Origin of the sequence: Xanthobacter sp. SG618 (assembly GCF_012932745.1) — a bacterium.
Classification (GTDB): Bacteria; Pseudomonadota; Alphaproteobacteria; order Rhizobiales; family Xanthobacteraceae; genus Xanthobacter; species Xanthobacter flavus.
This window is the reverse complement of sequence record NZ_JABBHL010000003.1, coordinates 457,110-479,131: the sequence shown is the minus strand read 5'-3', so window position 1 is coordinate 479,131 and position 22,022 is coordinate 457,110. Positions and strand designations below refer to the sequence as shown.

General features: G+C 67.8%; 23 protein-coding genes. 10 read left to right on the top strand and 13 right to left on the bottom strand.

Going from position 1 to position 22,022, the window contains the following annotated elements:
* Nucleotides 1-102 precede the first annotated feature (102 nt).
* From FHT36_RS11600 to FHT36_RS11570, 7 genes are all read left to right on the top strand, one after another.
* Entirely contained in the window at nt 103-663 is a 561-nt protein-coding gene (locus FHT36_RS11600; protein ID WP_169122758.1) for a peroxidase-related enzyme, read from the top strand.
* A gap of 78 nt (nt 664-741) precedes the next feature.
* Nucleotides 742-1,275, top strand: coding sequence for a hypothetical protein (locus FHT36_RS11595; protein ID WP_169122644.1), 534 nt, complete (start codon nt 742-744; stop codon nt 1,273-1,275).
* Between the two features lie 251 nt (nt 1,276-1,526).
* Complete coding sequence (locus FHT36_RS11590) at nt 1,527-2,297, top strand: ABC transporter ATP-binding protein (protein ID WP_169122643.1); 771 nt, start codon at nt 1,527-1,529, stop codon at nt 2,295-2,297.
* Between the two features lies 1 nt (nt 2,298).
* The gene (locus FHT36_RS11585; protein ID WP_169122642.1) at nt 2,299-3,012 is read left to right on the top strand and encodes an ABC transporter ATP-binding protein; all 714 of its coding nucleotides are present in this window, start codon (nt 2,299-2,301) and stop codon (nt 3,010-3,012) included.
* Between the two features lie 54 nt (nt 3,013-3,066).
* Nucleotides 3,067-4,275: an ABC transporter substrate-binding protein gene (locus tag FHT36_RS11580; protein WP_024277828.1), complete on the top strand. Its 1,209-nt coding sequence runs from the start codon at nt 3,067-3,069 to the stop codon at nt 4,273-4,275.
* Between the two features lie 120 nt (nt 4,276-4,395).
* Entirely contained in the window at nt 4,396-5,277 is an 882-nt protein-coding gene (locus FHT36_RS11575; RefSeq protein WP_169122641.1) for a branched-chain amino acid ABC transporter permease, read from the top strand.
* A 27-nt stretch (nt 5,278-5,304) separates the two neighbouring features.
* The gene (locus tag FHT36_RS11570) at nt 5,305-6,294 is read left to right on the top strand and encodes a branched-chain amino acid ABC transporter permease (RefSeq protein ID WP_169122640.1); all 990 of its coding nucleotides are present in this window, start codon (nt 5,305-5,307) and stop codon (nt 6,292-6,294) included.
* Nucleotides 6,295-6,421: 127 nt separating this feature from the next.
* On the opposite strand, the gene FHT36_RS11565 is transcribed toward FHT36_RS11570, so the two are convergent.
* From FHT36_RS11565 to FHT36_RS11550, 4 genes are all read right to left on the bottom strand, one after another.
* Nucleotides 6,422-7,567 (bottom strand): benzoate/H(+) symporter BenE family transporter, encoded by a 1,146-nt coding sequence (locus FHT36_RS11565; protein ID WP_169122639.1) that lies wholly within the window; start codon nt 7,565-7,567, stop codon nt 6,422-6,424.
* 45 nt (nt 7,568-7,612) lie between these two features.
* Complete coding sequence (locus FHT36_RS11560) at nt 7,613-8,461, bottom strand: class D beta-lactamase (protein WP_169122638.1); 849 nt, start codon at nt 8,459-8,461, stop codon at nt 7,613-7,615.
* The gene (gene panB / locus FHT36_RS11555; RefSeq protein WP_169122637.1) at nt 8,461-9,303 is read right to left on the bottom strand and encodes a 3-methyl-2-oxobutanoate hydroxymethyltransferase; all 843 of its coding nucleotides are present in this window, start codon (nt 9,301-9,303) and stop codon (nt 8,461-8,463) included. Before panB ends, FHT36_RS11560 begins: the two co-directional genes overlap by 1 nt.
* Nucleotides 9,304-9,417: 114 nt before the next feature.
* Entirely contained in the window at nt 9,418-9,984 is a 567-nt protein-coding gene (locus tag FHT36_RS11550; RefSeq protein WP_169122636.1) for an NnrU family protein, read from the bottom strand.
* 280 nt (nt 9,985-10,264) lie between these two features.
* On the opposite strand from FHT36_RS11550, the gene FHT36_RS24440 reads away from it, so the two are divergent.
* Nucleotides 10,265-10,696: a L,D-transpeptidase gene (locus FHT36_RS24440; protein WP_394106061.1), complete on the top strand. Its 432-nt coding sequence runs from the start codon at nt 10,265-10,267 to the stop codon at nt 10,694-10,696.
* Between the two features lie 215 nt (nt 10,697-10,911).
* The gene (gene guaB / locus FHT36_RS11540) at nt 10,912-12,438 is read left to right on the top strand and encodes an IMP dehydrogenase (RefSeq protein ID WP_169122634.1); all 1,527 of its coding nucleotides are present in this window, start codon (nt 10,912-10,914) and stop codon (nt 12,436-12,438) included.
* A 34-nt stretch (nt 12,439-12,472) separates the two neighbouring features.
* Here guaB and FHT36_RS11535 read toward each other — a convergent pair whose 3' ends face one another.
* The 9 genes from FHT36_RS11535 to FHT36_RS11495 all read right to left on the bottom strand — a co-directional run bounded on the left by FHT36_RS11535 (nt 12,473) and on the right by FHT36_RS11495 (nt 21,421).
* On the bottom strand, nt 12,473-12,931 hold the full coding sequence (locus FHT36_RS11535) for an ion channel (protein ID WP_169122633.1): 459 nt from the start codon (nt 12,929-12,931) through the stop codon (nt 12,473-12,475).
* Nucleotides 12,932-13,011: 80 nt separating this feature from the next.
* Nucleotides 13,012-13,311 carry a hypothetical protein gene (locus tag FHT36_RS11530; RefSeq protein WP_169122632.1) on the bottom strand — a complete coding sequence of 100 codons (300 nt, stop codon included), beginning with the start codon at nt 13,309-13,311 and terminating at the stop codon, nt 13,012-13,014.
* Between the two features lie 95 nt (nt 13,312-13,406).
* Nucleotides 13,407-14,933 carry an exopolyphosphatase gene (ppx, locus tag FHT36_RS11525; RefSeq protein WP_169122631.1) on the bottom strand — a complete coding sequence of 509 codons (1,527 nt, stop codon included), beginning with the start codon at nt 14,931-14,933 and terminating at the stop codon, nt 13,407-13,409.
* Nucleotide 14,934: 1 nt separating this feature from the next.
* Nucleotides 14,935-17,121, bottom strand: a complete 2,187-nt coding sequence (locus tag FHT36_RS11520; protein WP_169122630.1) for an RNA degradosome polyphosphate kinase — start codon at nt 17,119-17,121, stop codon at nt 14,935-14,937.
* Nucleotides 17,122-17,226: 105 nt separating this feature from the next.
* Nucleotides 17,227-17,958, bottom strand: a complete 732-nt coding sequence (locus FHT36_RS11515) for an HdaA/DnaA family protein (RefSeq protein WP_169122629.1) — start codon at nt 17,956-17,958, stop codon at nt 17,227-17,229.
* A 4-nt stretch (nt 17,959-17,962) separates the two neighbouring features.
* Nucleotides 17,963-19,045: an AI-2E family transporter gene (locus FHT36_RS11510; RefSeq protein ID WP_348644433.1), complete on the bottom strand. Its 1,083-nt coding sequence runs from the start codon at nt 19,043-19,045 to the stop codon at nt 17,963-17,965.
* A gap of 186 nt (nt 19,046-19,231) precedes the next feature.
* A complete protein-coding gene (locus FHT36_RS11505; RefSeq protein ID WP_169122628.1) occupies nt 19,232-19,762 on the bottom strand; it encodes a CDP-alcohol phosphatidyltransferase family protein in 531 nt (176 codons plus the stop codon).
* A 72-nt stretch (nt 19,763-19,834) separates the two neighbouring features.
* Nucleotides 19,835-21,124: a UDP-N-acetylglucosamine 1-carboxyvinyltransferase gene (gene murA / locus FHT36_RS11500; protein ID WP_169122627.1), complete on the bottom strand. Its 1,290-nt coding sequence runs from the start codon at nt 21,122-21,124 to the stop codon at nt 19,835-19,837.
* A gap of 69 nt (nt 21,125-21,193) precedes the next feature.
* On the bottom strand, nt 21,194-21,421 hold the full coding sequence (locus tag FHT36_RS11495) for a hypothetical protein (protein ID WP_407077069.1): 228 nt from the start codon (nt 21,419-21,421) through the stop codon (nt 21,194-21,196).
* 279 nt (nt 21,422-21,700) lie between these two features.
* On the opposite strand from FHT36_RS11495, the gene FHT36_RS11490 reads away from it, so the two are divergent.
* Nucleotides 21,701-21,937 carry an acyl carrier protein gene (locus FHT36_RS11490; RefSeq protein WP_012115109.1) on the top strand — a complete coding sequence of 79 codons (237 nt, stop codon included), beginning with the start codon at nt 21,701-21,703 and terminating at the stop codon, nt 21,935-21,937.
* Nucleotides 21,938-22,022: the final 85 nt, after the last annotated feature.

Genomic DNA, 22,022 nt, shown 5'->3' with positions numbered 1-22,022 from the left:
AAGGCGGCGCCGTCCGCCCGAAAGTCTTCGGCCAAGTCTTCTGCGCCGAAAACGGCTGTTCCTGCCGCCGAGCCTGCCCGCCAGCGCGACGATCTTCCCGCGATCGCCCTCGCGATCCCGCCCGCCGAGCTTGATGCGCAGAATCAGGCTTATTTCGACAAGTGCGTGGAGAAAATCGGCTTCGTGCCGAACGTCCTTCAGGCCTACGCGCTCGACATGGCGAAGCTTAACGCCTTCGCCGGAATGTATAACGACCTGATGCTCGCCCCGTCCGGCCTCTCGAAGCTGGAACGGGAGATGATCGCGGTGGTCGTTTCCAGCATCAACCGCTGCTATTACTGCCTCACGGCGCACGGCGCGGCGGTGCGGCAGCTCTCCGGCGATCCCATCCTCGGCGAGCAGATGGTGATGAACTATCGCGCCGCCCGCCTCGACCCGCGCCGCCGGGCCATGCTCGACTTCGCCGCCAAGCTCACCGAGCGCCCCCACGAGGTGGAGGAAGACGACCGGGCGGCGCTGCGCAAGGTCGGCTTTTCCGAGCGCGACATCTGGGACATCGGCGCCGTGGTCGGTTTCTTCAACATGTCCAACCGCATCGCCTCGGCGACGGACATGCGGCCGAATGAGGAATACCACGTCCAGGCGCGCACGCCGAAGGGCTGACGGCCGCCGAAGGGCTCGCCCGCCGGTCCGGAAAGATATATTCATTCAGATATATCTTTCCGGATCGTGAGGCGCGGCATGGCCCCGGCACGCCGTCTGTTGATGCTTGTGATACCCGCCATCGTTTGCGCCGCCGTCTCGGCCGCTCCGGTGATCGCGAAAGCCGAACCGGCCGGGGAGGATTGCGGCAAGGCGGCATGGCCGCTCGCGTCCGCCCGCACCCGCCTCGCGGCGCCGCTTCGGACGGTGGAGGCTGGGGGGAGCCTGTCCCTGCCGCTGGAGGGCGCCGTCACGCTGGCCTTGTCGGATCGCGCCTCCGCCGCCCTGCCGTTCCAGCCGACCCGGCGGGGGCGGGAATCGCAGGCCGGATTCGCGCGCATCGCCGTTCCCCCGCCCGGTGGCGACTATCAGATCACGGTGTCGGACGGCGCGTGGCTCGACGTGTTCGCGGACGGAAAGCCGCTGGCGCCGCTCGCCTTTACCGGCGTGCATGCGTGCCCCAGCGTGCGCAAGAGCCTGCGCTTTCGCCTGCCGGCGGGCGAGGTGGTGCTGGTCGCGACCGATGCTGCCGTCCAAGGTCTGGCAATGGTGATCGATCCCGTCGGGCCCTGAGGCGATAACAACTTTGTCTCAACCTCGGCGAGTATGGCCTTAGATTACCTCCTGCCGCAGCGGCGCTCATACAATAGTGGTAAGATCGAGCTAGACATTCGTCGGCGGCCCGGTCTATTGCAGCCTCGGCGGAGCGTGATAGCTTGCGCCACAAGATCAAGGGCACCGGCCAAGGTGCCATGTGTTGGAGGTCGGCTGGAGCGCGTCGCTTGCGACGTGCGGCCGGGGAACAGCGAGGGCGCCTTACGATCATGGACAGCGTCTCAGACGTGCCCTACATCGTTGAAGCTTCAGGTCTCACGAAGGAATTCAAGGGGTTCGCTGCGGTCAAGAACGTTGACCTCAGGATCCGTCGTCACACGATTCACGCCCTCATCGGGCCGAACGGTGCCGGCAAGACCACCTGCTTCAACCTGATTACCAAATTCCTGGAGCCGACGCGCGGCACCATCAAGCTGAACGGCCGCGACATCACGCGCACGCCGCCGGCGGATGTGGCGCGGCTCGGCATGGTCCGTTCGTTCCAGATCTCGGCCACGTTCCCGCACCTCACCGTGCTTGAGAACGTGCGGATCGCGCTGCAACGGCCCATCGGCAACTCATTCCACTTCTGGCAGTCGGAGAAGAGCCTCGATGCGCTCAACGACCGCGCCATGGAGCTGATTGCCGACGTGGACCTGACGCAATACGCGAAGCATCTGGCGGTGGAGCTGCCCTACGGCCGCAAGCGCGCGCTGGAGATCGCCACCACGCTGGCGCTCGAGCCTGAAATGCTGCTGCTGGACGAGCCCACCTCCGGCATGGGCCGCGAGGACATCGCCCGCACGGCGGACCTCATCAAGCGCGTCTCGGCCAACCGCACCATCCTCATGGTGGAGCACAATCTTTCGGTCGTGGCCAACCTCTCGGACCGGATCACCGTGCTGGCGCGCGGCGAGATCCTCACCGAGGGCCCCTATGCCGAAGTGTCGAAGAACCCGCAGGTGATCGAGGCCTATATGGGCACCGGTGGAGCGCATTGAGATGGCCGTTAACGGAACTCCCCTCCTCGAGGTGAAGGACCTGCACGGCCACTATGGCGAGAGCCATGTGCTGCACGGCATGACCTTCGACGTCCATCCGGGCGAGGTGGTGACGCTGCTCGGCCGCAACGGCGCGGGCAAGACCACCACCATGCGGGCCATCATGGGCCTCCTGCGCAAGCGCGCCGGTTCCATCCGCTATCAGGGCACTGAAACGGTTGGATTGCCGCCCAACAAGATCGCCCGGCTCGGCATCGCCATCTGCCCGGAAGAGCGGGGCATCTTCTCCTCGCTCTCGGTGCGCGAGAACCTGTTGCTGCCGCCCGTGGTGCTGCCCGGCGGCCTCACCGTGGACGAGGTGCACGAGCTGTTCCCGCGGCTCGAAGAGCGCCGCAACAGCCAGGGCACCAAGCTGTCGGGCGGCGAGCAGCAGATGCTGGCCATTGCCCGCATCCTGCGCACGGGGGCGAAGCTCCTGCTGCTCGACGAGCCCTCAGAGGGCCTCGCGCCGGTGATCGTTCAGCACATCGGCGAGATCATCCGGAACCTCAAGAAGAAGGGGTTCACGGTCCTGCTCGTGGAACAGAATTTCCACTTCGCGTCCACTGTCGCCGATCGCCACTACGTGGTGGAGCACGGCCGGGTGGTGGACATGGTGGAAAATGACAAGATCGCGGAAAACGCGGCTCGTCTCGAAGCCTTTCTCGGCGTCTGACGCCGGGTTTCCGACAGCGAGAAAATCCGGTTCCAGCCGGAGGGAGGACACATCATGCGTCTTGCAGCCGTATTGCTGGCCGCCGCCAGCGTCGTCGTTGCCGCTGGCGCCGCCAAGGCCCAGGTTCCCGTCAAAATCGGTGTTCTCAACGACCAGTCGGGCCTCTACGCCGATCTCGGCGGCCAGGGCTCCGTGTGGGCCGCCAAGAAGGCGGTCGAGGACTTCGGCGCCGCCGCCAAGGGCCTGAAGGTGGACGTGATCTTCGCGGATCACCAGAACAAGGCCGATGTCGGCACCTCCATCGCCCGCCAGTGGTACGACGTGGATGGCGTGGACGTCATCCTGGACGTGCCGAATTCCGGCGTCGCGCTGGCGGTCAGCGGCGTGACCAAGGAAAAGAACAAGGTCTTCATCAATTCCGGCGCGGCCACCTCGGACCTCACCGGCAAGGCCTGCACGCCCAACACCGTGCACTGGACCTACGACACCTGGGCGCTGGCCAACGGCACCGGCAAGGCGATCGTGAAGACCGGCGGCGACACCTGGTTCTTCCTCACCGCCGACTATGCGTTCGGCCACGCGCTCGAGCGCGACACCTCGAAGGTGGTGGCGGAGAATGGCGGCAAGGTGGTCGGCTCCGTGAAGGTGCCGCTCAACAATGCCGACTTCTCCTCCTTCCTGCTGCAGGCGCAGTCGTCCAAGGCCAAGGTCATCGGCCTCGCCAATGCCGGCGGCGACACCATCAACTCCATCAAGCAGTCGGCGGAATACGGCATCGTCGAGGGCGGCCAGAAGCTCGCCGGCCTCCTCATCTTCCTCACCGACGTGCATTCGCTGGGGCTGAAGACCGCCCAGGGCCTGACCCTGACCGAAGCGTGGTACTGGGACCAGACCGACGCCAACCGCAAGTTCGCCGACGCCTTCGCCGCGGCCAATGGCGGCAAGCGTCCGACCATGGTGCAGGCGGGCGTCTATGCCGGCACGCTTCACTATCTGAAGGCGGTGGAAGCCCTGAAGTCTGCCAAGGACGGCGCCGCCGTCGTGGCCAAGATGAAGGAAATCCCCACCGACGACCCGCTGTTCGGCAAGGGCGAGGTGCGGGTCGACGGCCGCACCATTCATCCCATGTATCTCTATGAGGTGAAGAAGCCCTCCGAATCCAAGGGGCCGTGGGATTACTACACCCTGAAGGCGACCATCCCCGCCAACGAGGCGTTCCGTCCGCTCTCCGAGAGCGACTGCCCGCTCGTCAAGAAGGGCTGATCCAGAATCCGGGCCGGGCGGGTCCTCAGGGCCCGCCCGATCCTCCTTCGTTTCCGGTACCCTCAGTTCCGGTTGTCGCTTGCGGTTTCCGCCGTTTCCTCCTGACGAGACGGGTCTTCGATGTTCGAGCTTCTCGGCATTCCCCCCCAGGCCCTGTTCGGGCAATTGCTTCTGGGCCTGATTAACGGCGCCTTCTACGCCATGCTGAGCCTCGGGCTCGCGGTGATCTTCGGCCTTTTGAACGTCATCAACTTCACCCACGGCGCGCAGTACATGATGGGCGCGTTCGGGGCGTGGATGTTGCTGAACTATGCCGGCATCCCCTTCTGGGGGGCGCTGGTGCTGTCGCCCATCGTGGTGGCGATCATCGGCATGGTCATCGAGAGGACGCTGCTCAAACGGCTGTACCATCTCGACCATCTGTACGGCCTGCTGCTCACCTTCGGCCTCGCCCTTATCCTCGAGGGCCTGTTCCGCCGGCAGTACGGCTCGTCGGGCCTGCCCTACAACAACCCGCTGCCGGGCGGCACCAATCTCGGCTTCATGTTCCTGCCCAACTACCGCGCCTTCGTGGTGGTGGCCTCGCTGGTGGTGTGCCTTGCCACCTGGTTCGTGATCGAGCGCACCAAGCTCGGCTCCTACCTGCGCGCCGCCACCGAGCGTCCGGACCTGGTGCAGGCCTTCGGCATCGACGTGCCGCGCATGATCACGCTCACCTATGGCTTCGGCGTCGGCCTCGCCGCGCTCGCCGGCGTGCTCGCCGCCCCCGCCTATCAGGTGAGCCCCACCATGGGCTCCAACCTCATCATCGTGGTGTTCGCGGTGGTGGTTATCGGTGGCATGGGCTCGATCATGGGCGCCATCGTCACCGGCTTCGGCCTCGGCGTCATCGAAGGCCTCACCAAGGTCTTCTATCCCGAAGCCTCGTCCACCGTGATCTTCGTCATCATGGCCCTCGTGCTCATGGTGAAGCCCGCCGGCCTGTTCGGCACCGCCAAATGAACAGCCCCAGGAAGTGAGGCCGCAGCGATGAGCTCTGCAACCCATCCCGCCGCCGCCCCCGCCACCTCGGGCGCCGGCTCCAATGCCATGATCCTGTTCGCAGTCGCCGCGGTGGCGGTGCTGCTGGTGGCGCCGTTCGGCGTCTATCCCGTGTTCCTGATGAAGGTGATGTGCTTCGCGCTGTTCGCGTGCGCCTTCAACCTGCTGCTGGGTTACACGGGTCTCCTGTCGTTCGGCCACGCCATGTTCTTCGGCGGGTCGGCCTACATCTGCGCCCACACCACCAAGGTGCTGGGCTTCACGCCGGAGCTCGCGCTCCTCGCCGGCGTCGCCTTCTCGGCGGTGCTGGGCCTGCTCGCGGGCCTGCTCGCCATCCGCCGGCAGGGCATCTACTTCGCCATGGTCACGCTGGCTCTGGCGCAGATGTTCTTCTTCTTCTGCCTGCAGGCGAAGTTCACCGGCGGCGAGGACGGCCTCCAGGCTGTGCCGCGTCGGCCGCTGTTCGGCGTCATCGACATCAGCCAGGACATCCACCTCTACTATTTCGTCCTGGCGATCTTCCTGTTCGGCTTCTTCGTCATCTACCGCACCATCCACTCGCCCTTCGGGCAGGTGCTGAAGGCGATCCGTGAGAACGAGCCGCGCGCCATCTCGCTCGGCTACCGGGCGAATCACTACAAGCTGCTGGCCTTCGTGCTCTCGGCGGCGCTGGCGGGTCTCGCTGGCTCCACCAAGGTGCTGGTGTTCCAGCTCGCCTCGCTCACCGACGTCGCCTGGCAGATGTCGGGTGAGGTGGTGCTGATGACGCTGGTGGGTGGCATGGGCACCGTTCTCGGCCCGGTTGTGGGCGCGGCGGTGATCGTGACCATGCAGAACTACCTCGCCGGCCTCGGCGAGTGGGTGCTGGTGATCCAGGGCGTCATCTTCGTCCTCGCCGTCTCGCTGTTCCGCCGCGGCTTCGTCGGCGAGGTCATCGCGGTCTGGCAGCAGATGAAGGCCCGCAAGGCCAACAGCTAGGCCGTCAGTCGCCGGCCCTGCGGCCGGCCCGATATCCTCCCACCCCGCGGGCGTCCATCGTCCGCGGGGTTTTTCGTTTCAAGGGGGCCGCTCACGGGGCTTTTGTTCGCTCTCGGGCGCGCTCCGGTCAGCGGCGGCGCACGGTATCCATGGCGAACACGGCGAGGCCGGCGGTCAGTCCCCACACCGGGGCGCCGAGGCCGAGGGCACTGATTCCCGACGCCGTGGTGGCGAAGGTGACGATGGCGGCGGTGCGGTCCTTGTCCACGTTGAGCGCCGCGGTGAGCGAGCCGGTGAGGGGGGCGATCAGCGCCAGCCCTGCGATGGTGGCGACCAGCGCCGGCGGCAGCGCCGCGAACACCGCCACCAGCGAGGCGCCTGCCGCCGCCAGCAGCAGATAGAACAGGGCATAGACCGGCCCCGCCTTCCACCGCGCCCGCGGGTCCGGGTCGCAGTCCGGCCCGGTGCACAAGGCGGCGGTGATGGCGGCGAGATTCGAGGCATGGGCGCCGAACGGCGCAGTCAGCACCGAGGCGATGCCGGTGGTGGCGAGGATGGACCGGACCGGCGGCACGTAGCCGCTGGCGGTGAGCACGGCGAATCCGGGCAGGTTCTGCGATGCCATGGTCACAAGGAACAGCGGCAACGCGATGCTGATGAGCACGCCGCCGTCGAACTCCGGCGTCACCCAGACCAGCGCGGAGAGTTCCGGCGCCGGCATGGGGCCGACCGCGCCAAGCCCGAGGGCCGCCCCAATGCCGGCGACAAGCGCGGCCGGCACGGACCAGCTCGGCGCGAGCCGGCGGGTCAGGAAGAAGGCGGCCACCACCGGCAGCACCAGCGCGGGGCTCTTCACCGCATGTTCGGCCAGCGCCGTGACGAAGCGCACCAGCACGCCCGCGAGCATCGCCGCCGCCACCGCGACGGGAATGCGCGCCACCAGTGTGCCGAGCGGCTTCACCGCCGCGCAGGCCACCATCAGCAGTCCCGCCACCAGGAAGGCGCCGGCTGCCCGCTCCATGCTGATCCCCGCCCCGAAGGCGGCGAGCAGCGCTGCGCCTGGCGTGGACCATGCGGTGATGATGGGCAGGCGGTGGCGGATGGAGAGGAACGCGCTCGATCCCGCCACGGCGAGGCAGAGCGCCGCGACCCAGGACGACGCCTGCGCCGGGCTCGCCCCCACTGCGGCAGCGGCGGAGAGGATGAGGGCGAGCGTGCCGCCGAAGCCCACGAGGGCGGCGACGAAGGCCGACACGATGGCGGAGACCGGCACGCTCAACTCCTCGCCTACATCTTCAGGGGGCCTCCGCCGGCAGGCTCAGGGGACCTGAGCCGACAGGATCGGGACGAGCGCCGCCAGCGTCTGCCGCCGGGCCACCTGTCCGAGCGACTCGGGGGAAGCCATGTCGAGGGAGGTGTAGCGCACGAACACGGCGGTGCGGCCGTCCTTCTTCGCAAAGCCCATGAACCAGCCGAACGGCCGCGACCGGTCGATGCTCCCGTCCGGGAAGCGGCCGTAGCCCGAGCCGGTCTTGCCGAACGTCATCCAGCCCGCGGGCTGCTCGTCGATGGTCATGATGCGGATGGTCTCGTCGACGGCATCGGCCGAGACCGGCAGCTCGCCCTTCAGCATGCGGCGGAGGAATTCGATCTGCTCGCGCGGGGAGATGACGAGGGAGGAGGAGATCCAGTAGCGCTTTCCGGGCTCCGCCTCGCCCTTCACGCCGCCCATATTCTCGTTGCCGTAAGCGAAGATCTTGAGGTAGTGGGCCATCCGCTCGCGGCCGAGCTCGGCGGCCAGCACCTCGGAATACCAGACCACCGAGTTCTTCATCCAGGAGCGGGGCGTCTGGGGGCCGCGCGTCACCTCCCGTTCGAGGTCCGCGCCGGGCGGGGGCTCATAGACGGGCTTGCTGTCGCTCTTGAGGATGCCGACGTCGTAGCCCATCAGCGCCAGCACCACCTTGAAGGTGGAGTTTGGCGGATGCCGCGCGGCGCACAGCCCCTGCTTCGCCAGCACCCGCGCGCTTTCGAGGTCGGTGACGAGCAGGCAGTCCTCCGCCGCGGCCGCCGGGCGCATGCCGAGGAGCGCCGGGGCCAAGGCGAGGGACAAAGTGAGGGCGAGGCGGGCGAGGGGCGCTGCCGCCCCGGAGCGCGTCCGCCCCATCAGGAGGCCTTGGCCGGCTTGTCCACCAGACGCGGGGCGTAGGTGTGCTCCTTGGCGGGGAAGGTGCGGGCGCGCACCTCCTCCGCATAGGTCGCCACCGCCGTCTCGATATCCGGGCCGAGGTTCGCGTACTTCTTCACGAACTTCGGCACACGGTCGCCGAGGCCCAGCATGTCCTCGAGCACCAGGATCTGCCCGTCGCAGGCCGGCGAGCCGCCGATGCCGATGGTGGGCGGGGCCACTTCCTCGGTGATGCGGCGGGCCAGCGGCTCGGCAATGGCCTCCAGCACGATGGAGAAGGCGCCGGCCTCGGCGATGGCGCGGGCGTCGTCGAGGATGATGGAGGCCTCGGCATCGTCGCGGCCGCGCGCCTTGAACGAGCCGAGCGTGTTGATGGCCTGGGGCGTGAGGCCCACATGGCCCATCACCGGCACGCCGCGATCCACCAGGAAGCGCACGGTCTCGGCCATGCGGCGGCCTCCCTCGAGCTTCACCGCGCCGGCACCGGTCTCCTTAAGCACGCGGGCGGCGGTGTGGAAGGCTTCGGTGGGGCTCGCCTCGTAGCTGCCGAAGGGCAGGTCCACCACGATGAGCGCGCGCTGCGTGCCACGCACCACTGCGCGGCCGTGCACGATCATCATCTCCACGGTAACGGGGACGGTGGTCTCCAGCCCGTGCATCACCATGCCGAGGCTATCGCCGACGAGGATCACGTCCACGTGGCGGTCGAGCAGGCGCGCCGTATGCGCGTGGTAGGAGGTGAGCGAAACGATGGGCTCGCCCCCCTTGCGGGCCTGGATCTCGGGCGCGGTGATGCGGCGGGCATCGGCCTGAATGGACATGGCGTTCCTCTTGGCTTGGCCGCCGTCTGGGCTGCGGCCGGGGTCGTTCGCGGCTCCCGGGGGAGCCGTCCTCACCTGTGCGTTGTTCTTGTTCCCCTGCGGCTATGGCCGCTTCTACATCACCGGCACGCCGACGACGTAGGGATGGAATAGGTAGGCGAGCGCGAGATAGAGCACCAGCCCCCCGCCCACCACCAGCGCGTCGCCCGCCCAGTTCTTCGGCGCAACCGGGGCCGGCAGGTTGCGCCGCTTCAGCGAGATGCGGTCGAACACCGCCCACGCCAGCACCGCGCCGAACAGCACGATGGAGGCGATGTCGCCATTGGCGAGCAGGTGCGCCACCGCCCACGTCTTCACACCCACCAGCATGGGGTGCTTGAGCCAGGCCTTCACATGGCTCGGCACATAGGCGGCGACGATGGCGATGGCGGCGAACAGCATCAGGAGCAGCGTGAGGTGCCGCATCCCGACCGGCGGATTCCACACCTGCAGCGGCCCGGAGGCGCGCCACAGCGCATAGCCATAGGCCGTGAGCAGGAGGCCGGACGCCGCCAGCAGGGAATAGAAGCCCTTGTAGGGACCTTCCCCCAATTGGGCGATGAGGCCGGCGCGCAGGCCTCGGACAGTCGTCACCAGATGGATGCCGAGGAAGACCACGAGGCCGAGCAGCATCATCACCATGGGGCAGGTCTCCTTCAGGCGCGGACCCGAAACGTCCGCCGCCGTCGGGCGGACCTTAGTTGGGCTAGAGCCCGATGGAAACGGGCAGGTAGTCCCAGCAGTTGGCGAAGAGCCAATGTCCTTTGGGCGGCATTACCTTGCGTGCAGTCGCAAGCGTGGCACTATGGCTGACGGGAGGGCAACGGGCATGAAACTACCGTTGGTTGTGCAGCCCTGTGCCGGCCGGGCCGAGGCAAGGCATCTGCCCGCGCTGCGGCCGTTGCCGGCTTCCGGCAGATGGCTGGCGGCGCTCCTCCTCGCAGTCTCTCTCGTCTGGACGCTGGCCTTTGCTGCACCGGCCTCCGCCGGCACCGCTACCGTGGTGGCGCGGATCGACCTGTCGCGGCAGACCATGACCGTGAGCGTGAACGGCATGCCGCAATATTCCTGGCCGGTCTCCACTGCCCGCCGCGGCTATGTCACGCCCACCGGCGCCTACCGGCCGCAGCGCATGTACCGCAGCTATTTCTCGCGCAAGTACTACAACTCGCCCATGCCCTACTCGATCTTCTTCAACGGGGGCTATGCCATCCACGGCAGCTACGAGGTGAGCCGCCTCGGTGCGCCGGCCTCGCACGGCTGTGTGCGGCTGCACCCGTCCAATGCCGCGACGCTCTATTCCCTGGTGCAGACCTACGGAGCGGGAAACACGCTGATTCTCGTCACGCGCTGAACGGGCGCCCCGCCGACCCTCGTCCGGCGCATGCGTGCCCTGCGGCGAATCCCTCGCAACAGGTCTTCTATTCGTCGCGCACCCATGGTATCGGCCACTGCCAACTCGTAGCGAGGTTCCAGAGCCCTTCGGCCAGCCCAAGGCTGGTTCGGCTCAGTCCCTCGTTCCGGCCCCGATCCAGCGGTCGCGTTCCGCGCCGCCACCAGGAGTTGGCCATGACGACCCCCAATGGGACTGCGCATTCGTCCGCGATCGACAGCCGCTCGCGCTTCCGCGAGGCGCTGACGTTCGACGACGTGCTGCTGACGCCCGGCGCCTCCGAGGTGATGCCTGGCCAGGTGGAGATCACCACCCAGCTCACCAAGACCATCAGCCTCAACATGCCGATCATCTCCGCGGCTATGGACACGGTGACCGAATCGCGGCTCGCCATCGCCATGGCGCAGGCCGGCGGTATCGGCGTCATCCACCGCAATCTCTCGCCGGAGATGCAGGCCGAGCATGTGCGGCAGGTGAAGAAGTATGAGTCGGGCATGGTGGTGAACCCCGTCACCATCCACCCTGACCAGACGCTCTCCGACGCGCTCGACCTGATGAAGCGCTATTCCATCTCCGGCATTCCGGTGGTGGAGCGGGGTACCGGCGGCATCGCCGGCCGCCTCGTCGGCATCCTGACGAACCGCGACGTGCGCTTCGCCCGTGATCCCGCCCAGCGCGTCGCCGAGCTGATGACCAAGGACCGGCTCGTTACCGTGCGCGAGGGGCAGGTGAACCAGGACGAGGCCAAGCGCCTCCTGCACCAGTACCGCATCGAAAAGCTGCTGGTGGTGGATGCGGACGATCGCTGCGTCGGCCTCATCACGGTGAAGGACATCGAGAAGGCGGTAGCCTATCCCAGCGCCGCCAAGGACGAGCAGGGCCGCCTGCGCGTGGCCGCTGCCACCACGGTGGGCGAGGACGGCTTCGAGCGCACCGAGCGCCTGATCGACGCCGGGGTGGACCTCGTGGTGGTGGATACCGCCCACGGCCATTCCCGCAAGGTGCTGGACCAGGTGGAGCGCATCAAGAAGCTCTCCAACCGCACCCAGATCCTCGCCGGCAACATCGCGACCTCGGACGGCGCCAAGGCGCTGATCGATGCCGGCGCGGACGCGGTGAAGGTGGGCATCGGCCCCGGCTCCATCTGCACCACCCGCATCGTAGCGGGCGTTGGCGTGCCCCAACTCACCGCCGTGATGGACGCAGTGGAGGCGGCGCTCGCCACCGGAACGCCGGTGGTGGCGGACGGCGGCATCAAGTTCTCCGGCGATCTCGCCAAGGCGCTGGCGGCCGGCGCGTCGGCCGCCATGGTGGGCTCGCTGCTCGCCGGCACCGATGAGAGCCCGGGCGAGGTGTTCCTGTTCCAGGGGCGCTCCTACAAGTCGTATCGCGGCATGGGCTCGGTGGGCGCCATGGCGCGTGGCTCGGCCGACCGCTACTTCCAGGCCGAGGTGCGCGATACCCTGAAGCTGGTGCCGGAAGGCATCGAGGGTCAGGTGGCCTACAAGGGCCCGGTGGGTGCCGTGCTCCACCAGCTTGCCGGCGGCCTGCGGGCGGCCATGGGCTATGTGGGCGGCAGCAACCTGAAGGAGTTCCGCGAGCGCGCCCGCTTCGTGCGCATCTCCTCGGCCGGCCTGCGCGAGAGCCACGTTCACGACGTGACCATCACCCGCGAGAGCCCGAACTACCCGACCAGCGTCTGAGGTCGGAAGTCCTCTACAGGGACACCGGCACGGCTCAGCCCGTGCCGGTGTTGCCACCGCGCATCCGGACCACGAATTCCACCAGGAAGGCCGTGGACCAGGCCACCATCATCGGCCCGATCAGCGATTCGAATCCGGCCACCGCCCGGAAGGACCTGGCGATGGTCACACCGTCGGGGCCGAGCGTGGTGTAGGTGGAGAGGGAATAATAGATGGCGTCCCGCGGGTCGCCGATGGCGTCGAGCAGCACATAGGCTGCCGCCCAGATGCAGACTTCGGCGAGATGCACGAGGCTGAGGCTGAGCACCGTCGCGCTGATGATGACGGCTTCGACGAAGACGTGGTCGGCGTAGACCTTGCCGCTGATCCGGTGGGTGAGGCGCCGACGGATGACCGTCAACGAGATCGCGTGGGTGACGACGGTCAGCATCGCCAGCACGATGCAGGTTGCGACCACCGCCAGAACCGCGCCCGAACCGATCGCCCCGTGCATGTCCCAAGCCCGCTCCCGCTTCAAAGGGAGCAGACCATATCACCAGTCAGCCGGCTGAACTTCCCCCCAAGGGCGGGCGATCAGACGTTGCGGCGGGGATCCTTGGGCGGGGTCACGTCGATCATGCCACTGTCGTCCGGCGTCCCGTAGGTGCGCGTCTCGCGCAGGTCGATGACCCGGAAGGAAAAGCCGCCGTCGCGCTTCATGCCGGGCGCGCGCCCGGTGACGAGGGCATAGACGCCGCCGCCGATGACCAGGGCGGTGATGACGATGCCTGCCACCAGGATGAGTCCGCCCACGAGTGTGAAGAGGGCGAGGCCGACGAGACCCGCCACCACAAGACCGGCGATGCCGCCGAAGATGTTCACGAGCTGTTTCATGATTGAAAGACTGCCGGCCAATTCAGGCGGAAATCCGAGCGGCGCGGCTGCCGTGCGCGCAACCGCTTCGTGACCGGCCGGATGGGGGCGGCGGATCAGTCCGCCGCGCCCTCCTCGTACTGCTCCAGTGCCGGCTCCCGGCCGATAAGGCGGGCGAGCTGGCGCATGCGGTTCTGCACCCGCTCGTTGATGAGCGGCACCAACTGCTTCGGCACGCTCAGGGCGAGCTGGTCGCCGCGCACCTTCAAGGGCATGCGGGGCAGGATGCCCGGCATGGCGGCGGACAGCACATAGGCCACCCGCATGGCCGCGCCGAGGATGCGGGCGCGATCCAGCATCCCGGTGGTGACGAGTTCCAGAATGCGCGTGTCGCTCTCGTCGGCGCCGAGGCCCACGTGGCGGAAATAGACCGACAGCGCCACATAGGCGCGGCCGGGGTGATCGATGCCGGCGAAGGCGGCATGGGCGATCATGTTGAGGCTCTGCTCGCCGCGATAGTCCGGATGGGCGCGCCAGCCCACATCCGCCAGCAGGCAGGCGGCGCGACGCAGGCGGCGCTCCTCCTCCGCTTCTTCCAGCACCGGCGCCGAAGCGAAGAAGCCGTCGGTCCAGGCCACCAGCTCCTCGCCGTGCAGCGGCGAGCGGGAGCGCAGAACGTTCATCTCGGCGGCGGCGATGAGCAGCGGGTCACCGGCGCGCTCGGCTTCCGGCAGCAGCGAATAGAGCAGGCCCTCGCGCACGCCGAGCGCCGAGATGACCACCTCGGACGGGCGCCCCTGCCGCACGATGTTCTCCAGCACCAGCGCGCCATAGGCCAGAAGCGGGCGGCGCGCGTCGGAGATCACGTCGATATGGGCCAGCGCCTCGGTGTCGGCGCGATGGACGATGCGGGTGAAGTCCAGTGCCTCGCGGGCCGGTATCACGTAACCGTGCATCACGTGCAGGGGATAGCCCTTGGTGAACATGTGCAGGCGCGCGAGCGCCCGCCATGTGCCGCCCACCGCATAGAAGGTGCGGCCGGCGAGGCCTTCCAGAACCTGCGCCTCGGGAATGGTATCGCGGACGATCTTCTCCGCCTTGCGCGTCGAGCGAGAGGACCGGTCCTGCAAGGCGAGGCCGCCCAAGGGCAGGGTGACCCCGGTGCCGACATAGCCGGCCTTCACGTCCACCAGTTCCAGCGAGCCGCCGCCGAGATCGCCGACGATGCCGTCCGGCGCATGGACGCCGGCGACGATGCCGCAGGCGGCGAGTTCAGCCTCGCGCTTGCCGGTGAGCAGCTCGATGCGGGTGCCGCAGATGGCCTCGCACTCGGCGATGAAGGCGGGGCCGTTCTGCGCGTCGCGCGCCGCGGCGGTGGCGAGGGCATGGACCTCGCCCACCTGCATCGCGTCACAAAGCGCACGAAAGCGCTTCAGCGCGGCGAAGGCGCGATCGACCGCATCCTGTGGGAGCCGGCCGGTGGAGAGCACCTCCCGGCCGAGCCCGCACAGGGCCTTCTCGTTGAAGACCGGCGTCAGCGCACGGTTAAGCCCCTCGTACACCACGAGGCGCACCGAGTTGGAGCCGATGTCGATGACGGCAACCGGCGCCCCGTGGGACAGCCGGCCGGGTGCACGCGTCAACTCAGCGCCCGCCTCCGCGGCGGACGAAGAGGCTGCGCGGCGAAGAATCCTTGAGAGACTTTCCACGTCCGGACAAGCTCGGATTGGTCATGAAATACTGATGGGCGTTGAACGGTTCCTCGCCCGGCGCCGGGACTATGCGTTCCGACGAGCCATCCGGCAAGACGCGCCAGCTCTGCTGGTTGTCGATCAGGTTGGCAACCATGATCTGGTCGAGCACCTGCTCGTGCACGGTGGGGTTGGTGATGGGGCACAGGGTCTCGACGCGGCGGTCGAGGTTGCGCGGCATCAGGTCGGCCGAGGAAATGTAGACGATGGCATTCGGGCTCGGCAGGCCGTGGCCGCCGCCGAAGCAGTAGATGCGCGAGTGCTCCAGGAAGCGCCCGACGATGGATTTCACCCGGATGTTCTCGGACAGCCCGGGAATGCCGGGCCGCAGGCAGCAGATGCCGCGGATGACGCAATCCACCTGAACGCCGGCAGCGCTGGCGGCATAGAGCGCGTCGATGATCTCGGGATCCACCAGCGAGTTGCACTTCAGCCAGATGGCTGCCGGACGGCCGGCCCGGGCGAACTCGATCTCGTCCGCGATGTGCTTCATCAGCCGCGGCTTGAGGAAGGACGGCGACACGGCCATGGCGTCGAGTTCACCCGGCGTCGCATAGCCGGTAATGAAGTTGAAGATGCGGGCCACGTCCTGGGCGATCACCGGGTCGGCGGTGAAGAAGGACAGGTCGGTGTAGATGCGCGCCGTGATGGGGTGGTAGTTGCCGGTGCCCACATGCACGTAGGTGGCGAGCTGGGAGCCTTCCCGGCGTACCGCCATGGAGAGCTTGCCGTGGGTCTTCAGCTCGATGAAGCCGAACACCACCTGCACGCCGGCCCGCTCCAGGTCGCGCGCCCAGCGGATGTTGGCTTCCTCGTCGAAGCGCGCCTTCAACTCCACCAGCGCCGTCACCGACTTGCCGGCTTCGGCCGCCTCGGCGAGCGCCTTCACGATGGGGCTGTCGGAGGAGGTGCGGTAGAGGGTCTGCTTGATGGCGACGACATTGGGGTCGCGGGCGGCCTGGCGCAGAAACTGAACCACCACGTCAAAGGATTCATAAGGGTGGTGAACCAGAATGTCCTTCTCGCGAATAGCGAGAAAGCAGTCTCCGCCGTGGTCGCGGATGCGCTCGGGAAATCGGGCGTTGTAGGCCTGGAACTTGAGGTCCGGGCGGTCGACCGAGACAAGCTGGGAAAACTCGTTCAGCGCTAGCACGCCGTCGACCACGAAGATTTCGTCGTCGTTCACGCCGAGTTCGCGGGCGACGAAGGTGCGCAGCTCTTCCGGCATGGCGGCGTCGGCCTCCATGCGGATCACCTCGCCGTAGCGGCGCTGCTTCAGCGCGGTCTCGAACAGGCGGACGAGGTCTTCCGCCTCTTCCTCGATTTCAAGGTCGCTGTCGCGGATGACGCGGAACACGCCCTGTCCCTTCACCGCATAGCCGGGGAAGAGCCGCGCGATGAACAGCCCGATCATCTGCTCCAGCGTCATGAAGCGCAGCGTGCCGGTGCCTTGGTCCGGTAGGCGGATGAAGCGGTCGACCTTGGCGGGGATGCGGATGAGCGCGTTCATGCCCCGCCCATCCGACTGGCGGACGAGCTGGAGGGCCAGCGAGAAGCCGAGATTGGGGATGAACGGGAAGGGGTGGGCCGGATCGATGGCCAGCGGGGTCAGCACCGGGAAGACATGATTGAGGAAGTGCCGGTCCAGCACCTCCATGTCCTCGTGCGTCCCGTCCGGCCCATCGATCAGCACGATGCCGGCTCCGGCGAGGTCGCGCCTGAGCTCGCGCCAGCGACCCTGCTGGTCCGAGATCAGCTGGGCGGCGGCGCTGAGGATGGTGGTCAGCTGTTCGGAGGGGGTGAGCCCGTCCGGGCTCGGGGTCTGCACGCCTTCGCGCACCTGCTCTTTCAGGCCGGCGACGCGGACCATGAAGAATTCATCGAGGTTGTTGGCGGAGATGGAGAGGAAGCGCAACTGCTCCAGCAGGGGATGATTGCGGTTCTCCGCTTCCTCCAACACGCGGCGGTTGAAGCCGAGCCAGGAAATCTCGCGGTTGATGAACCGCTGCGACGACTGCGCGAGCGGGCTTTCCACTTCGGAGACGACCTCGGTGTCGGAGAGAGCCACAGCCTCGTTCATTCCCATTCGCTCCCGTCGCTCCCTCATGCCGTATTGGCGGAAACCGGCCGGACCATGGCTGGCTTGGATGACCACTCTATGACATTGGCCGGCCTTGCGCGCTCCTCAATCGTCCGCGTCCGGATCGGCCCCGGCGTGGGCCTCGTCCGTGGGGTCACCGGCCGCCAGCACCTGGGCGGCGAGGGCGCGGGTCACCGGCCGCCGGGCGGCCAGCGCCGCCTGATCGAGCGCCTCGACGATGCGCTGGGCGCCGGCCACCGAGCGCGGGATGCGCAGCAGCAGATATTGCACGGTGGCCTCATCCACCGCGAGCTGGCGGTCGGCGAACAGCTTCACCAGCACGGCTGCGAGCAGGGAATCGTCTGCTGGCGCGATCTCGAACACCGGGATGGCCCGCAGCCGGGAGGCGAGGTCGGCGGTGGCGAGGGTGAAGCCGGAGGGCGGCGTGCGCGCGGTCATCAGCAGGTAGGCCTGCTGCTCGCGGGCGAGATTGAGCAAGTGGAACAGGGCCGGCTCGCTGAAGGTGGCGGGGTCGAGGTCCTCCAGCACCAGCGCGTCGCGGGCGAGGGCCGCCGGTACCGCCTCCCGCACGAGGTCCGAGGCGGCGAGCGTCAGGGCGCCCGATCGCTCGGCGAAGATGGCGGCGAGATGGCTCTTGCCCGCGCCTTCCGGGCCGACGAGGCAGGCGACGCGCGACGGCCAGTCGGGGAAGGCGTCGATCAGGGCCAGCGCCGCAGCATTGCCGGGCGCGGCGAGGAAGTCCTCGCGGCGCAGGGCCGGCTGGTTGGGCAGATCGAGGGGAAGCTGTCGCGGCGGCTCGGCCGGGGTGCGGGGCATCGGGTCAGCGCGTCTCGGCGGGCGGATCATCGTCCGCCGCGCCCTGATAGAGCGAGGATTGCATGTAGCGGGCAATGGCGAAGCGCACCAGCACGCCGGCCACGGCCGTGAGCGGAACCGCCAGCAGCAGGCCCACGAAGCCGAAGAGATAGCCGAAGGCGAACAGGGCGAACATCAGCCACACCGGATGCACGCCGATGCTGTCGCCCACCAGTTTCGGCGCGAGCACATAGCCCTCGATGGTCTGGCCGGCGACGAAGATGGCGAGCACGGTGCCGATCATGCTCCAGTCCGGGAAGAACTGGACGATGGCGACGCCCATGGCCAGCACGAAGCCGGTGAGCGACCCCACATAGGGAATGAAGGTGATGACCCCCGACACGATGCCGATCAGCAGGCCGAAATTCAGCCCCACCATGGAGAGGGAGACGGCATAGAAGCCGCCGAGCAGCAGGCAGACCGTCGCCTGGCCGCGCACGAAGCCGGCCACCGCATTGTCCATGGCGCGGGCGAGGCCCCGCACCACCGGGCGGTGCGGCACCGGCACCAGCCGGTCCACCAGCCCCACCATCTCGTTCCAGTCGCACAGGATGTAGAACACCACCACCGGTGTCACCACCAGCAGCGCGAACAGCGAGAGGAGCGCCTGCCCGCCGGACCAGACCGACGACAGCAGGCTCAGCACATGGCTCACCCCCTGGGTCATCAGGTCGGAGATGGAGCGCTGCATGTCGGGCAGGCGATCGCCGACGATGCCGCTCAGCCATTCCCGGTTCTCTTCGGTCAGAAGGCCCTGAAGGCGCGTCACATAGGACGGCAGGCGCTGGATGAACTCGAACAGCTGGGACGACAGGATGGGCAGCGCCAGCAGAAAGAACAGCATCACCAGCAGCAGCATGATCCCCACCACCACGAGGGCGGAGAGGGTGCGTGCGACGCCGATGCGCTCGAGGCGCGCGACCACCGGATTGAGGAAGTAGGCGAGCACGATGCCCGCCACGAACGGCAGGAGGATGCCGGAGAGCAGCCACAGGACGATGGCGGTGAGCAGCAGCGCGCCCACCCAGAAGCGGGCCTGGATGCGCACGGAGGTTCCCTCCATCCCGGAATGGATCGGCACGGGCATGCGGGGAAGCCGGGCAAACGCGGCACCGCGACGCGCCGGCGACGTGGGGTCGCTGCGGAGTTCCGGCATGCGGGTGCGGTCGCCGTCCATCACCTTGCGCCTTTCAACCGGCCGCCCGAAGAGGCGCCGATCCTGAACCGTTGCCCCTCAGCTTGCCATATGGCGCGTCCATGCGGCGAGATAGGCAGCGGCGGAAAGGCCCGTCAAGAGGCCGACAAGCACCAGCCCCAGATCGTACAGGCCGGGCACGGTCACGCCGAAGCCGGCCGTGGCCAGCACGATCGCCGCGAAGCTGATCTGTGCCGCAGTGTTGACCTTGGAAATCAGCAGCGGACTGATCGTCACCGGTTTCGCCATCACCAGCGACAGCACCACCGCGCCGATGATCATGAAGTCCCGCGACACCACGGCGATGGCGACCCAGCGCGGGATGAGCCCGACCACCGCCAGCGTCACGTAGATGGAGACGAGGAGCGCCTTGTCGGCCACCGGGTCGAGGTAGGAGCCCAGCTCCGTCTGCATGTGGAAGCGCTTGGCGATGAAGCCGTCGAGCGCGTCCGAGATGCCGGCGGCCAGGAACAGCCAGAAGGCGAGCAGCGGCTCGCCGGACGCGATGGCCCATACCACAGCCGGCACCAGGAAGATGCGCAGCAAGGTGATGATGTTGGGGATGCTCACGGCTCTTCCGCCACCCTGATAGCGTTGAAAGGCCAGACAACAAAAGCAGGCGCGGGCGGTTCCGCGCCCCGCTCAGGCGCTGATGCGCTCGATTTCGGCGCCGCAGCGCGACAGCTTCTCTTCCAGCTTCTCGAAGCCGCGGTCGAGGTGGTAGACGCGCTGGACCATGGTCTCGCCCTCGGCGGCGAGGCCGGCGATGACGAGGGAGACCGAGGCGCGCAGATCGGTGGCCATCACCGGGGCGCCGGTCAGGCGCTCGACCCCCTCCACCACGGCGGTGTCGCCGTCGAGGTGAATGCGGGCGCCGAGGCGGGCCAGCTCCTGCACGTGCATGAAGCGGTTCTCGAAGATGGTCTCGGTGATGCGCGAGCGCCCCTTGGCCTTGGTCATCAGGGCCATCAGCTGGGCCTGAAGGTCCGTCGGGAAACCGGGATAGGGGGCGGTGGAGACATCCACCGGCAGGATGCCGGCGCCGTTGCGGCGCACGCGGATGCCCTCGTTGGTGGCGTCGATCTCCGCGCCGGCGTGGCGCAGGGTCTCTAGCGCGTCCTCCAAGAGGTCCGGGCGGGCACCGGCGAGCATCACGTCGCCGCCGGTCATGGCGGTGGCCATGGCATAGGTGCCGGTCTCGATACGGTCGGGCAGCACCGCGTGGCGGGCGGCCTTGAGGCGCGGCACGCCCTCGATGCGGATGGTGGAGGTGCCGGCCCCCTCGATGCGCGCGCCCATCTTGATGAGGCAGTCGGCGACGTCGACGATCTCGGGCTCGCGCGCAGCGTTCTCGATCACGCTCTCGCCGCGGGCGAGGGCGGCGGCCATCAGCGCGGTATGGGTCGCGCCCACCGACACCTTCGGGAAAACGATGCGGGCGCCAGTGAGCCCGCGAGGCGCCTTGGCCAGCACGTAGCCGGCGTCGATCTCGATGTCCGCGCCAAGTGCGCGCAGGGCGTCGAGGTGGAAATCCACCGGCCGGGTGCCGATGGCGCAGCCGCCGGGCAGGGAGACCTTGGCGACGCCCATGCGGGCGAGCAGCGGCCCCACCACCCAGAAGGAGGCGCGCATCTTCGACACGAGTTCGTAGGGGGCGACGGTGTCCACGATGACGCGGGCGTCGATCTCCAGCGTCTGGCCGGCATAGGGGTCGTCCCCGTTGCGCTTGCCGTTGGTGGTGATATCCACGCCGTGATTGCCGAGGATGCGCTGCAGCAGCGCCACGTCCGCGAGACGCGGCACATTCTCGAGAATCAGCTTCTCCTCGGTCAGGAGGCTGGCGATCATCAGCGGCAGGGCTGCGTTCTTCGCACCCGAGATCGGGATGGTGCCCTTCAGCTCGTTGCCGCCGACGATGCGAATCTTGTCCATGCCGTCCTGTCCTTGCCTTGCGGGCGGCGCCCCCCTGAGCCGGCCGTAAGCGGATGTAAGAGAGAAGCTCTAGCCCGCCTCGCCGTCCGGCACAATCGCGGGCTTCCCCTCGGACGGGGCGCTGCTACCACCCGTTGCGGGATTTCCACCGGAAGCCGCGGGCGAGGGATTTTCCTCAAGCGGCGTGCGCCGCGCGCGGGCCTGCGCCTTGCGGCGCTGGAGATTGGCGCGCAATGCGGCGGCGAGGCGATCCGATCGATCTGTGTCAGAAGCCATGATGTTCCCCTTTCGTGCCATTAAAGGCGCAGGTGAGCCGGCGCAAGGGCACCCTTTCTCCTTACCTTTGCGTGCATTGCTGGCCTTGCCGCAGGGAGTGTGCTAACGAGCCCAATTGCTGGGCCGGGGGCACGCGGGCGTTCACGCGCTCCACCATCCGCGCGCGGCGCGAGGACGGACCGACGGAATCTCGTCTCCTTCGCGACGGAGGGGGGCTGGGCACGGCGGAAAAAAGGCATTATGCCCTCCTCCAGCCGCCGAACGGCAACGGGATTATCCGAACAACCGAGGGTTCGATCTATGAGTGACATCGCCGAGCGGGTGAAGAAGATTGTCGCGGAGCATCTGGGGGTGGAACCCGAGAAGGTCACGGAGAGCGCCTCCTTCATCGACGATCTCGGCGCCGACAGCCTCGACACCGTGGAACTCGTGATGGCCTTCGAGGAGGCTTTCAACTGCGAGATCCCGGACGATGCCGCCGAGACCATCCTGACTGTGGGCGACGCGATCAAGTTCCTGGAAAAGAACGCGGCTTGATCCATTCGCGTGTCCATCTGGCGGTCGCGTGGCGCCTGGCGCCCGCGGCCGTTGTTGCACCGGGCCGCGCGCCAGGCGCGCTGAT